This window comes from Micromonospora sp. NPDC023633, from assembly GCF_040640035.1.
Lineage (GTDB): Bacteria > Actinomycetota > Actinomycetes > Mycobacteriales > Micromonosporaceae > Micromonospora.
This window is the reverse complement of record NZ_JBFABB010000160.1, coordinates 1-13051: the sequence shown is the minus strand read 5'-3', so window position 1 is coordinate 13051 and position 13051 is coordinate 1. Positions and strand designations below refer to the sequence as shown.

Annotated in this window: 10 protein-coding genes and 2 pseudogenes; 5 read left to right on the top strand and 7 right to left on the bottom strand. The window is 73.6% G+C overall.

The window, feature by feature from the left end:
* The 3 genes and pseudogenes from AB0G13_RS30995 to AB0G13_RS30985 all read right to left on the bottom strand — a co-directional run.
* Positions 1–81 (bottom strand): annotated as a pseudogene (locus AB0G13_RS30995) (aconitase family protein); the annotation flags it as partial.
* 1 nt (position 82) lies between these two features.
* The gene (locus tag AB0G13_RS30990) at positions 83–1399 is read right to left on the bottom strand and encodes an ABC transporter substrate-binding protein (protein ID WP_357882053.1); all 1317 of its coding nucleotides are present in this window, start codon (positions 1397–1399) and stop codon (positions 83–85) included.
* A 58-nt stretch (positions 1400–1457) separates the two neighbouring features.
* Positions 1458–2972 carry an alpha-N-arabinofuranosidase gene (locus AB0G13_RS30985; protein WP_357882050.1) on the bottom strand — a complete coding sequence of 505 codons (1515 nt, stop codon included), beginning with the start codon at positions 2970–2972 and terminating at the stop codon, positions 1458–1460.
* A 136-nt stretch (positions 2973–3108) separates the two neighbouring features.
* Between AB0G13_RS30985 and AB0G13_RS30980 the strand changes: the two genes are divergently transcribed.
* Complete coding sequence (locus AB0G13_RS30980; RefSeq protein ID WP_357882056.1) at positions 3109–4116, top strand: LacI family DNA-binding transcriptional regulator; 1008 nt, start codon at positions 3109–3111, stop codon at positions 4114–4116.
* Between the two features lie 248 nt (positions 4117–4364).
* Here the strand turns inward: AB0G13_RS30980 and AB0G13_RS30975 are convergent, their stop codons facing one another.
* From AB0G13_RS30975 to AB0G13_RS30965, 3 genes and pseudogenes are all read right to left on the bottom strand, one after another.
* Positions 4365–5090, bottom strand: a complete 726-nt coding sequence (locus AB0G13_RS30975; protein ID WP_357882047.1) for a methyltransferase domain-containing protein — start codon at positions 5088–5090, stop codon at positions 4365–4367.
* A 146-nt stretch (positions 5091–5236) separates the two neighbouring features.
* Positions 5237–5482 (bottom strand): annotated as a pseudogene (locus tag AB0G13_RS30970) (hypothetical protein); the annotation flags it as partial.
* Positions 5483–5520: 38 nt separating this feature from the next.
* Positions 5521–7158 (bottom strand): ABC-F family ATP-binding cassette domain-containing protein, encoded by a 1638-nt coding sequence (locus tag AB0G13_RS30965; RefSeq protein WP_357882044.1) that lies wholly within the window; start codon positions 7156–7158, stop codon positions 5521–5523.
* Positions 7159–7389: 231 nt separating this feature from the next.
* Between AB0G13_RS30965 and AB0G13_RS30960 the strand changes: the two genes are divergently transcribed.
* The 4 genes from AB0G13_RS30960 to AB0G13_RS30945 all read left to right on the top strand — a co-directional run bounded on the left by AB0G13_RS30960 (position 7390) and on the right by AB0G13_RS30945 (position 10640).
* Positions 7390–8160: an ROK family protein gene (locus AB0G13_RS30960; RefSeq protein WP_357882041.1), complete on the top strand. Its 771-nt coding sequence runs from the start codon at positions 7390–7392 to the stop codon at positions 8158–8160.
* 95 nt (positions 8161–8255) lie between these two features.
* On the top strand, positions 8256–8624 hold the full coding sequence (locus AB0G13_RS30955) for a tetratricopeptide repeat protein (RefSeq protein WP_357882038.1): 369 nt from the start codon (positions 8256–8258) through the stop codon (positions 8622–8624).
* A 355-nt stretch (positions 8625–8979) separates the two neighbouring features.
* Positions 8980–9234 carry a Smr/MutS family protein gene (locus tag AB0G13_RS30950; RefSeq protein WP_088987488.1) on the top strand — a complete coding sequence of 85 codons (255 nt, stop codon included), beginning with the start codon at positions 8980–8982 and terminating at the stop codon, positions 9232–9234.
* A 146-nt stretch (positions 9235–9380) separates the two neighbouring features.
* A complete protein-coding gene (locus AB0G13_RS30945; protein ID WP_357882034.1) occupies positions 9381–10640 on the top strand; it encodes a hypothetical protein in 1260 nt (419 codons plus the stop codon).
* A 128-nt stretch (positions 10641–10768) separates the two neighbouring features.
* Here the strand turns inward: AB0G13_RS30945 and AB0G13_RS30940 are convergent.
* The coding region (locus AB0G13_RS30940) for a M28 family peptidase (protein WP_357882031.1) at positions 10769–13051 on the bottom strand (2283 nt) is incomplete at its 5' end.

The window sequence follows — 13051 nt, the reverse complement described above, 5'->3', positions numbered from 1 at the left end:
GTCGCTCGTTCCCACGCCGAAGGCGAGTGCGCCGAGGGCGCCGTGGGTCGACGTGTGGCTGTCGCCGCACACCACCAGCATCTCAGCTCCCGTACTTCTTGCGGTTGTCCTCGAGCTGCTTGTTCGCCTTGGCCGCCCCGTCGTCCAGCGCCTGCTTGGGCGACTTCTTGCCCAGCGCCGCCTCGTTGAACGAGTTGTAGAAGGTCGTCATGACCTCACCGAGGCCCGGGGCCGCCGGCGGGAAGGCCGCGTACTCCAGCTCGGGGGCGAGCGCGTTGACCTCGGCCAGCGCCTTGAAGTCGGCGCTGTCCCGGACGGCCTTGCGGGCCGGGACCTGGCCGCCCTTGGCCCAGTCGAGGGAGTGCTGGCTGAGCCAGTTGATGAAGACCTTCGCCGCCGAGACCTTGTTGGCGTCGTTGGCCCGCTGCTTGACGATCGTGAAGTTGTGCGAGTTGGCCCAGGCGGCCGGCTGCGTGCCGATCTGCGGCAGGGGTGCCACGCCCCACTGGACGTCCGGGCTCTTCTTCAGGTCGTTGATCTGCCAGATGCCGTTCCAGTTGAAGGCGTTCTTGCCGCTCTTGAAGGCCAGGTAGTCGGCGTCCTGACCGACGTTGGCCGGGGAGTGGCCCTGCTTGATCAGGTCGGTCAGCCAGGTGCACGCCTCGACGGCCTGGTCCGAGTTGAAGGTGGCCTTCGTGGCCTCGGCGTTGAAGACGCTGCCGCCCCACTGGTGCAGCAGGGAGTAGAAGGTCATGCCGCCGGTGAACTGGAACGGGCTGACCCAGAACCCCTGCACCCCGGACTTCTTCAGCTCGGTCAGCGCGGCGGTGTAGTCGTCCTTCGTGGTCGGCGGCTTGTTCGGGTCGAGCCCGGCCTTCTGCATGACCCCCTTGTTGTAGTAGAAGCCGAGGGGGTGCATGTCCAGCGGGATGCCGTACCGCTTGGAGTTGTAGAGCCCGCCCTTCCAGACGGTGGGGGCGAAGTCGCCCTCGGAGAGCTCCAGGGTCTTGGCGACGTCGTCCAGCTCGGTGATGACGCCGCGCGCGGCGAACGTGGCGAGCTGGTCCATGTGCATGACCGCGATGTCCGGCCCGTTGCCGCTGGAGGCGGCACCCGGCAGCTTGGCGTAGTAGTCCGCCCACTCGTACGTCGCGATGGAGACGGCGATGTTCTGGTGCTCGGTGTTGAACTGGGTCACCAGCGCCTTGAAGATGTCGCCGTCGCCGCCGGTGAAGCCGTTCCACAGCTTCAGGTCCACCTTCGGGCCGGTGTAGTCCTTGCCACCGTTGCCGGCCGCCGGGCCCGCGTCGTCGTCGCCACCGCCGCAACCGGCCAGGGTCAGCGAGGCCGCGGCGCCGAGCCCGAGCAGGCGCCGCCGGCTCATTTCGTTCTGCATCATGGGGATTTTGCTCCTTGGGGGACGGGATGAATTGTGCCTGCTCAGGACCGGTGCGGTGTCAGCCACCGACGGGGGAGAAGCGCAGCACGTTCCAGGAGACGGCCGGAAGGCGCACGGAGCACCGGCCGCCGTCGGTGGTGGGGTCGGGCAGCTGCCGGGGCGTCACCCGGTCGGGCTCGGCCTCGGTGTTCGTCGCCGTCGGGTCGTCCCCGGCGGCGAGGCTCAGGTGGGATGTACCGGACAGGCCCGGCAGGCCGCGCAGGTCGATGTCCAGGGGGAGGTCGGTCTCGCCCCGGTTGACCGCGAACACGGTCAGCTCGCCGGTCTCCTCGTCGTGCACGGCGACCGTGTCGAGCACCGGGACCTCGCCGTACCGCTTCGTCTCGTACGTCGGGCCGACGGGCTCGGTGCGCAGCACCGTGCCGTGGGCGTGCCGGGCGGTCAGCGCGAACGGGTGGAAGATGCTCTGCCGCCAGGCGGGACCGCCGGTGCGGGTGCGGATCGGGGCGATCACGTTGGCGAGCTGGGCCTGGCAGGCCACCCCGACCCGGTCGGCGTGCCGCAGCAGGGTGATCAGCAGGTCGCCGACCACCACCGCGTCGACGGCGGTGAAGTCGTCCTCGATCAGCGCCGGGGCCTCGACCCAGCCGCGCCGGTCCAGGTCGGCCTGGAGGCGGGACTGGTACCAGACGTTCCACTCGTCGAAGGAGATCTTGAGCTTCCGCCGGTGCCGCTGCTTGGCGGCCACGTGGTCGGCGGTGGCGACGACCTCGCGGATGAAGTTGTCCATGTCGACGGCGGAGGCCAGGATGCTGGCCCGGTCGCCGTCGGACGGGTCGTAGTAGGTGTGCGCGGAGATGTAGTCGACGTGCTCGTAGGTGTGCTCCAGCACGGTCGCCTCCCAGGAGGCGAAGGTGGACATCGTCCGGTTGGAGCTGCCGCAGGCGACCAGGCTGATCGACGGGTCGATCATCTTCATGGCCCGGGCGGTCTCGGCGGCCAGCCGGCCGTACTCGTCGGCGGTCTTGTGGCCGACCTGCCAGGGCCCGTCCAGCTCGTTGCCCAGGCACCAGAGCCGCACCCCGTACGGCTCCTCGGCGCCGTGCTTGCGGCGCAGGTCGGACAGCTGGGTCCCGCCCGGATGGTTGGTGTACTCCAGCAGGTCGCAGGCCTCCTGCACGCCCCGGGTGCCGAGGTTGACGGCCATCATCGGCTCGATGCCCGCCTCGGCGGCCCAGGTCATGAACTCGTCGAGCCCGAAGGCGTTGGTCTCGATGGTCTTCCAGGCCAGGTCGAGCCGGCGGGGGCGGTCGCCGACCGGGCCGACGCCGTCCTCCCAGCGGTAGCCGGAGACGAAGTTGCCGCCGGGGTAGCGGACCACGGACACACCCAGCTCCCGGGTCAGCTCCAGCACGTCGCGGCGCAGCCCCCGCGAGTCCGCGGCGGGGTGCCCGGGCTCGTAGACCCCGCCGTAGACGCAGCGGCCCATGTGCTCGACGAACGAGCCGAAGAGCCGCCGGTCGGCCGGTCCGACGGCGAAGGCCGGGTCGATGGTGAGCTGCGCGGTCCGCAAGGGGTGCCACCTTTCCTCGTTGCCGGTCCCGGGTGACCGTGGTCACCCGGTGCTCCTGGTTTGTACAACGTTGTAAGCAACGTTGTAAAGAGGTCCCTACGCGGTAAAGTGCGCACCCATGGGGGGAGGCGACGTGGTGCGGCACAGGCTCAAGGACGTGGCGGAGCGGGCCGGTGTGTCGGTGAAGACCGTCTCCAACGTGGTCAACGGCTACGTGCACGTCCGGCCCGACACCCGCGCCCGGGTCGAGGAGGCCATCGCCGAGCTGAACTACCGGCCCAACCTCTCCGCCCGCAACCTCCGCAAGGGGCGCACCGGGGTCATCGCGTTCGCGGTTCCCGAGCTGGACATCCCCTACTTCGCTGAGCTGGCCCGGCACGTCGTCACGGCCGCGGCCGAGCTGGGCTGGACGGTGCTGATCGACCAGACCGGCGGCGGCCGGGAGCAGGAGCGGGTGGTCGCGTCGGGCATCACCGAGCACCTGATCGACGGGCTGATCTTCAGCCCGCTGGCGCTCACCGCCGAGGACCTCACCGGGCTGGCCGGGACCCCGATGGTGCTGCTCGGCGAGCGGGTCGACCACGGTCCCGCCGACCACGTCGGGATCGACAACGTGAGCGCCGCCCGGGAGATCACCGCCCACCTGGCCGGTCTCGGTCGCCGCCGGATCGCCGCCATCGGCTCGCAACGCACCCCGGAGGGGGCCAGCGCCCGGCTCCGGCTCGCCGGCTACACCGCCGCGCTGGCCGACGCCGGCCTCGCGTACGACGAGCGGCTGGTGGCGCCCGCGCCGGCCTGGCACCGCGCGGACGGCGCCGCCGCGATGCGCGGCCTGCTGACCTCCGGCGTACGCCCCGACGCGGTCTTCTGCTTCAACGACACCCTCGCCCTGGGCGTCCTGCGCGCCCTGCACGAGGCGGGCCTGCGGGTCCCCGAGGACGTGGCGGTGGCCGGTTTCGACGACATCGAGGACGGCCGCTTCTCCGTGCCCACCCTGAGCACGATCGCGCCGGACAAGGAGCGCATCGCCCGGCTGGCGGTGGAACTGCTCGCCGGCCGCATCGACGGCGACCGCACCGCCCCGCCGCGGGAGCTCTCCGCCCCCTGGCGCCTGGCCCCCCGCGAGAGCACCCTCGGCCGCTGAGCCCCGCGTCCCCCGCTCCCTCCTCCACCCACCCCCGGCCTCACCCGGCCCCGCCCCGCCTTCTCCACGTCGATCATGAGGTTGGCGGCGGTTCTGGAGATCAAGACCGCCGTCAACCTCATGATCGGCGCGGGCAGGCAGGCAGGCGGGCAGGCGGGCAGGCGGGCAGGCGGGCAGGCGGGCAGGCGGCGCGGGCCGGCGGGCCGGCGGCGCGGGCCGGCGGGGCAGGTGGGGCAGGCGGGTGGGCGTCAGTCGAAGAAGCGGGCCAGGTGGGCGGGGGTGGGGCCGTCCGCGTCCGCAGGCAACGGGGTGAGGTCGGCGAAGATCGACGCGCCGTCGCAGCCGACGTGCAGCGGATACCAGCGTGGGGTGCCCGGCGGGCGCTGGAGGCAGATTCCCTTGACCGTCTGCACGTCGAGCAGCCGGACGTGGGTCGGGTCGGCGACGGCGTTCACGTGCCGCCACCACGGGCTCATCACGTGCAGCACGCCGCCCGGCCGGAGCGCCCGGTGGCACTCGTCGACCAGCGGCAGGAAGTCGATCAGGTGCTCCAGGATGTGCACCGCGAAGAAGACGTCCACCGAGTCGTCGGCCAGCGGCAGCGAGCCGGAGAGGTCCGCCACCGCGTCCACCCCCGGGGCGGGGAAGATGTCCAGCCCCAGGTTGCCCGGCCACTGCTTGGTGGCGCCGCAGCCGAGGTCGACCACGACCGGGTGGCGACCGCCGACGCGTACCCGGCACCAGACGCCGAGCACCCCGGCGAGCCGGCCGACCCGGTCCCGGACCAGCCGCAGCTCGGCCTCCTCGGCGACCTCCCCGCTGACGTGGGCCACCCCCCGGTCGAAGCGCACCTCGACCGCGAGGTCGCGCAGCCGGTCGTCGTGCCGGGCCTGGTCGACCCAGGCCTCGGCGAGGAATCCGTCGATCGCCCGCAGCCGCTCGGCCGAGGGCGCGTGCTGTGCCAGCGCGACCATCGGGGCCACCTCCCGCCGGCCGTTACCCGGATCCCCGGCCCTTATGCCAGGACGACCGGAGGAGGGCGGGCGGGTCAGCCGCTGATCGTCCGGCGGGGCCGCCCGCCGCCGCGCATCCGCTGCCGGGGCGGCGGCGCGGCCGGCTTGGGCCGCTTGAGGTGGTAGCGGTGCAGCTCGTTGTTGCCGGGCAGGGACGGGTCCTCGCTCATCGCGACCAGCTCCCAGCCCTGGTCGCCGGCCCGGTTGAGGTGGGCCAGCGCGGTGTCGCCGTAGGGCGTCACGTCGACCATGGAGCCGTCCGGGCCGTACCAGACGAAGACGACCTCCCAGCCGATGTCGTTCGTGGCCGCCTGGCGGCGGCGGACCAGCAGCGCGTACTCCCACTTGAGCATGAGGTCATTCTCACCCGCCGCGAGCGGGTCGGCACGGATCAATCTTCGGCGATCCGTCCGGCGGTCACCCGCAGCCGCCGGTTGGTGGTCACGGCGTCGAGCATCCGCCGGTCGTGGGTGACCAGCAGCAGGGTGCCCGGGTAGCTGGCCAGCGCCGATTCCAGCTGCTCGATGGCAGGCAGGTCCAGGTGGTTCGTCGGCTCGTCCAGCACCAGCAGGTTCACCCCGCGCCCCTGGAGCAGCGCCAGCGCCGCCCGGGTCCGCTCGCCCGGCGACAGGGTCGCCGCCGGCCGCAGCACGTGCCCCGCGCGCAGGCCGAACTTGGCCAGCAGCGTCCGCGCGTCCGCCGGCGACAGCTGCGGTACGGCGGCGCCGAACGCGTCGATCAGCGGCACGTCGCCGAGGAACAGCCCGCGAGCCTGGTCCACCTCGCCGACCACCACGCCCGGGCCGAGCGCGGCATGCCCCGAGTCGAGGGGGAGCCGGCCCAGCAGGGCGGCGAGCAGGGTGGACTTGCCGGAGCCGTTCGCCCCGGTCACCGCCACCTTGTCGGCCCAGTCGATCTGCAGGGTCACCGGGCCGAGGGTGAAGCCGCCCCGGCGTACGACGGCGTCGCGCAGCGAGGCCACGACGGCGCCGGCGCGGGGCGCGGCGGCGATCTCCATCCGCAGCTCCCACTCCCTGCGCGGCTCCTCGACCACCTCCAGCCGCTCGATCAGCCGCTCGGTCTGCTTGGCCTTGGCCGCCTGCTTCTCGGTCGCCTCGGCGCGGAACTTGCGGCCGATCTTGTCGTTGTCGGTGGCCTTGCGGCGGGCGTTCTTCACGCCCTTCTCCATCCAGGCCCGCTGCGTGCGGGCCCGCGCCTCCAGGCCGGCCCGGGTGTCGGCGTACTCCTCGTAGTCCTCGCGCGCGTGCCGGCGGGCCACCTCGCGCTCCTCCAGGTAGCCCGCGTAGCCGCCGCCGTAGTGCCGGATCTGCTGCTGGTGCAGGTCCAGCTCCAGCACCCGGGTGACCGTGCGGGCGAGGAACTCCCGGTCGTGGCTGACCAGCACCGTGCCGGCGCGCAGTCCGGTGACGAACTCCTCCAGCCGCTCCAGGCCGGCCAGGTCCAGGTCGTTGGTCGGCTCGTCGAGCAGGAAGACGTCGTAGCGGCTGAGCAGCAGCGAGGCCAGCCCGGCCCGGGCCGCCTGACCGCCGGAGAGGCCGGTCATCGGGTGTTCCAGGTCGACCGTGAGGCCCAGCTCGGCGGCCACCTGCTCGGCCCGTTCCTCCAGGTCCGCCCCGCCGAGGGCGAGCCAGCGCTCCAGCGCCTCGGCGTAGGCGTCGTCGGAGCCGGGCGCGCCGTCGGTGAGCGCCACCGTCGCCGCGTCCAGCGCCGCCTGCGCGGCGGTCACCCCGGTGCGCCGGGCCAAAAAGTCCCGCACGGTCTCGCCGGGCCGCCGCTCGGGCTCCTGCGGCAGGTGCCCGACGCTCGCCGTGGGCGGGCTGAGCGTCACGCTGCCCGCCTCCACCGGCAGCAATCCGGCGAGGGTACGCAGCAGCGTCGACTTGCCCGCCCCGTTCGGCCCGACCAGCCCCACCACGTCCCCCGGTGCGACCACCAGGTCCAGGCCGGCGAACAGTGCCCGGTCCCCGTGCCCCGCGGCCAGCCCCTTGACGATCATCGTCGCGCTCATCAGTGCCCGACCCTATCCCGCCCAGCTCGACGCCTGCCCAGCCCCGCGCCCAGTCCCGCCCCGCTCCACGCCCGCCCAGCCCCGCGCGCCCGCCCCGCTCCACGCCCTCGTGCCTCCACCGCTCCGCGATCCTGCACTTGTCCGGGTGAAAGGTGGTGAAAGCCGCGGATGCCGGGCCGGAAGTGCAAGATCGGCGAACGGGGCCCGGGGGGCACGCGGCACACTGCTCGGGTGGTGACCACTCTGGCGATCGACTGTGGCGGCGGCGGGATCAAGGCGTCCGTGCTGGACGAGGCGGGCACGATGCGCGCCCAGCCGCTGCGGGTGCCCACCCCGTACCCCCTGCCGCCGGCGCTCTTCGTGAAGACGCTGCTGGACCTGGGCGGCCGGCTGCCCACGGCGGACCGGCTCACCGTCGGCCTGCCGGGCATGATCCGGCACGGGGTGGTGGTCGCCACCCCGCACTACGTGACCCGCTCCGGCCCCCGCTCGAAGGTCGACCCCGGCCTGGTCACGCAGTGGACCGGGTACGACGCCCGGACCGCCCTCGCCGAGGCGTTCGGGGTGCCGGCGCTGGTGCTCAACGACGCCGAGGTGCACGGCGCCGGGGTGGTCGCCGGGACCGGCTGCGAGCTGGTGCTGACCCTCGGCACCGGGCTGGGCAGCGCGCTCTTCGACGGCGGGGTGCTCGCCCCGCACCTGGAGCTGTCCCACGCCCCGGTGCGCTGGAACACCACCTACGACACCTACGTGGGGGAGCCGGAGCGGCGCCGGCTCGGGGACGCGTTCTGGTCCCGCCGGATCCGGCAGGTCGTGGACGGGCTGCGCCCGGTGTTCCGCTGGGACCGGCTCTACCTGGGCGGGGGCAACTCCCGGCTGATCCGCCCCGAGCAGCTCGCCCGGATGGGCGACGACGTGGTGGTGGTGCCCAACACCGCCGGCATCGTCGGCGGCGTCCGCGCCTGGGAGTTGGCCGCCGGCCGGCACGGCGCCTCCACCTGAGCCCCGCCCGCGCGATTCCCGGCCGGGAACAGTCGCGGTACGGCGGATGTTGTGCCAGCGTCGGGACAGTGGCGCGACACGAGGGGGTGGGTCGGATGGACCTTCTGACCGAGTACCGGCGGGCGACCATGTTCTTCGAGGCCGGTGACCCGACCGGGGCGGCCCGGCTGCTCGAACCGATCGTGGCGGCGGAGCCCGACAACGCCTCGGTACGCCAGCTGCTGGCCCGGGCCTACTTCCAGTCGGCCCAGCTCAACCGGGCCGAGGCGCAGCTGCGGGAGCTGATCGACCGGGACCCCGCCGACCACTACGCCCACCACGTGCTGGGCCGCACGCTGGAGCGGCTCAACCGGCACGCCGACGCGCTGCGGCACCTGCGCATCGCGGCGGCCATGCACAGCGGCAACGACGACTACCGCGCCGCCCTGGACCGGGTGCAGGCCCGGGTCGAGGGCGGTCGCTGACGGCGAGCGTGCCGTCGAGGGATGACGCCGGTCGGATCGACGCCCGGACGCGGGCGCACGGACGGGGCAGCTCGACAGGGCTGCCCCGTCCGCCTGTCCGGGCCCCGTCACCGGAGGCAGCCCAGCGCCGGGCGCCGCCGGGTAGCTCCCGCGACGGGTGAAACGCCACGGCTGTCGAACGGGCCCGATGACAACCGTGGCGTTCCACCCGTGCGGCGGGCGCTGGAAGCTGGAAGCTGGAAGGAAGCCGCCCATGAGCCGGTCGGTCGCGGCTGGGCCGGGGCGCGGCCCCGCCCCGTGCGGACCGGCGGCCTACCATCGGCGTCATGGGACGTGAGCTGCCGGCGGGTGCGCGATGAAGCTGAAGCTGGACCTGCACGACATCTTCAACAAGGGCCAGGACATCGACCGGGCGCTGCGCGGGATCATGGACGAGGCGGTGGCGAAGAAGGCCACCCTGGTCGAGATCATCCCCGGCAAGGGCTCCGGCCAGCTCAAGAAGCGGGTGCTGCGCTTCCTCGACCAGAAGGACGTCAAGCAGCTCTACCACCGCGTCGAGAAGGACTCGAAGAACTTCGGCCGCCTCTTCGTCCACTTCCGCTGGAAGTGAGGTCCCTGGCCTCCCAGGCTCCCGCGCCGGCCCCAGCGGTGTAACGAAGATCGATCTCTCAGCGCTCAGCAGACGGACGACAGCAGTGTGTTGTCGTCCCGGCCGGGTCTGTCGACCCGGAGTCATCCCTCCGACGGAAGGATCCGATGTCTGCGACCTCCAAACACCGCCTCGTCCGGCTCAGTGTGCTCGCGGGGAGTGCACTGACGGCGACCATGGTGGGCCTGCTCGCCACGACCCCCGCCAACGCGGCACCTGCCCGGGCCGACCTGGTCGTCGCCGCGAGCCTCGCCCCGACCGAGGTTGCTGACACCGGCGGCTGGTCCACCCTGACGGTCGGCCTCCACAACGCCGGCACCGCGGCCAGCGGGGATGTCACCCTGGCCCTGTCCATCTCCGGCACCTGGTTCACCGAAGGGGTCTCCGTCCCACCCGGCTGGCAGTGCACCTTCCAGGTTCCCGCCACCTGCACCCACGTGCCGCTTGCGGCTGGTGCGACGGCGCAACCCCTGCGGATCCCGTTCGGCGTGGCCGCCGGCACGGTCGGTGACGAGGTCGTGGTGAGTGTGACGGCCACCGGCGGACACGAGTCGTCCACCACCAACAACACCGCCCAGGCCAGCCTGCGCTACGTGCCCGGCACCGTGGACGTCGGGTTCATGAGCGAGTCGCGCGACCACGAGATGATCAATGGTGAGGTGTTCGGCCTCACCTCGTTCGTGTCGAACAGCGGGACGTCCCCCTCCGGTGACCTGACCGTCACCGTGCCGCTGCCCGCCGGCACGGTTCGTCACGGCGAGAGCGGCGAGGGCTGGGCCTGCCATTACGGCGACGACCTCGCCGCAGGCCAGCCGGGCTGGCGCTGCACCCACGGGCCGCTGCGCCCGGGAGAGAGCAGTGCTCTTCTCAACATCACGGCCGCCGTCTCGGGCGCAAACCCCGGCGACGTCCTCGACCTGACCGCCACCCTGTCGACCACCTCGACCGAGACGATCCTGGACAACAACACCTTGCGCACCCGGGTCACCGTCCTCCAGCCGGCGACCGTACGGGGCGTCGTCTGGGTCGACAGCGACCGGGACAACCTCCGGGACGCCGGCGAGCCCGGCGCGCCCCCCGGGGAACAGGGCATCTACCGGATCGTGGTGGTTGGCCAGGGATTCGCCGCGGTGGCCACGGTGAATCCGGATGGCACGTACGCCGCCCAGGTGCGGCCGGGCACCTACCGGAGCGAGTTCTACGTACGCGACCCGTACAGCTTCATCACCTCGCCCGATTCGGACCTCGTCTACTACCTGAACGAGACCGGGGGCTACAACAGGTACGGCCACAGCGGCTATGTCACTGTCGCCGGTGGCGAAGAGGCGGTCATCGACGCCGGCGTGGTGTCCAAGTACCTGTCGTGACCGACTGGCGGTGACAGCGAGGGCCCGGTGGCGACGGCGATCACGTCGACGCCCCCGGGCCCTCCGGTTGGGGCTGACGGCGCGAAGCGGAACGCTCCGCGCCTGCTCTCGGCGGGGCCTGGGCCTGCCTAGACCGGATAGGTGCGGGCGACGGCGAGCATCTCCGAGCTGTGCGAGCCCACCACCCCCACGCCGGGCGGGCGGGGCCGGAAGCCGGGCAGGGCGTCCAGGCCGTCGCTGGCGTCCATCGCGCGCAGCGCCACCTGCCCCGCCTTCGGCGCGACGGTCAGCGTCACCTCGACACCCGCCGGCGGCGGGGCGTGGAAGACCAGGCCGAAGCCCCAGCGGCCCTCCCCGGGCTCCACCGGCACCGCGCGGCCGGCCACCTCCGCCCGCAGCACCGTCGCCGTCGCGGCGTCCACGTGCAGGGTGGTCAGGCGGACCTGGCGCTGGGGGACCAGCCGCAGGCGCAGGGTGCGCTCGGGGCCGGCGGTGGCGTCGGCGAGCACCTCCAGCTTCGGGGCGGGCAGGTCCGCCGCCTGCGCCGGGCCGGCGCGCAGCTCGGCGTCGCCCAGGCCGGGGAAGTCGGCGACCTCGGTCACCCCGTCGACGTAGCCGTCGGTCCAGGGCTGCGGGTCCTCCTCGTGGCTGAGCCAGCGGGCCTGCCCGGTGCCGGCGTCGAAGGCGTACATCAGGTGGGTGGGCGCGGGGTGCGTGGCGTCGAAGCGGTCTACGGCGAACCCGACCCCGGCGAGGACCACGGCTGCCAGCGTGGCGGCGGCGGCCGGCAGCGCGCCGAGCCGGCGCGCGCGCAGCGCGACCAGCCCGCGCTGCCCGCCGGCCTGCGGGTGCAGCAGGTCGACCACCGGCAGCACGGCCAGGCCGAGCAGCACCGCGACCAGCGCCGCGACCCCGCCCATCGCCATGCCGAGCGCCGGGAAGAGCAGGACGACGGTGGGCAGCAGGATCACCACGGCCACCGCCGCGGCCAGGGTCGACGCGACCACCGGCCACGGACCGTCGATCCGCGTGCTCATCGCGACCAGCCCGGCCAGCGCGCCGGCCAGGGCCGGCAGGGTGACCAGGTACGCCCCGCCGGGCACCAGCACGGCGAGCAGCACCCCGAGCACGGCCAGCCAGGCCAGCCCGCCGATGGCGAGCGCGGCCGGGCCGACCCGGCGGCGGGTGAGCGCGTACCAGGTGAACAGGACGGCGGCGGCGAGCGCCACCACGGCCAGCCGGTACCAGGTCGGCCGGTACGGGTCGAGCAACTCGGCGTAGCCGGGCCGCAGCGCGGTGACCGCCGCCCAGAGCAGCTGCGCGGCGAGCGGGGCGAGCACGAGCGGCAGCAGCGCCAGCCCGAACCCGGCGGCGAGCCGGCCCCCGGTGGCGCGGCCCCGCCGCCGGGCGAGCCAGCCGAGGGCCACCACGGCGGCGAGCGCCAGCAGCGCCAGGGGCAGGACCAGCCAGCCGGGGTAGCGCACCAGCCCGCGCGGGACCGGGAAGTAGGTGGCGTCGTGCCCGGAGTCCAACGCGGTCAGGTCGACCCGGCCGAACTCGCGGGCCAGGCCGAGGGCGTTGTCGCCGTGGTGCTGGAGGCTGGCCCGGTCCATGGCGGCGGGGGTGTCCAGCGGGGTGTGGTAGATCGCCCCGCCGTCGATGTACGCCGAGTTCAGCCCGACGAAGTCCGCGTCGAGGAACGCGGTGAAGTCCGTGTCGTTGGGCAGCGCGCGGTAGATCTCGACGGCGAACGAGGTGCCCACGGGGTGCGGCGCGGCCCGGCCGAAGGCGTCCACCAGGGCGGCGTTGTCCCGCGAGGTCTCGAACATGATCACCGGGCCGGTGGAGCCGCGCGCCTCCAGGTTGAGCACCACGCCGCCGTCGGCGGCCAGCGGGTGGCTGGACGCGAACGCCGCCGCCCCGCACAGGCACGCCTCCTCGGCGTCGGTGAGCACGAAGACGATGTCGTTGCGCGGCCGGGGGCCGGCCGCCAGCGCGCGGGCCACCTCCAGGATGGCCGAGGTGCCGGCGGCGTCGTCGTTGCCGCCCGGCCCGGACTGCACCGAGTCGTAGTGCGCGACGAGGAAGACCTTCCCGGTGGGGGCGGTGCCGGGCAGCCGGGCCACCACGTTGCGTACCCGGGCCAGGGTGGCCCCGCCGGCCGCCCCGCTGAGCTGGCCGGCCTCGGGCGCGACGGTGTCCTGCACCTCGGTCTCCAGGCCGAGGCCGCGCAGCACCCCCTCGACGTGCGCACGGACCTGGTCGTTCGCCGGGCTGCCCGCCACGTGCGTCCGCGCGGCGACGACCTCGACGTGCTCGTACGCCCGGGCGGCGCTGAACTCGCCCGGCGGCGCGTCGGCCGGGCGCGGCGCGGGGGTGCGCAGGTCGAGCAGGGTGCCGGCGCCGACGGC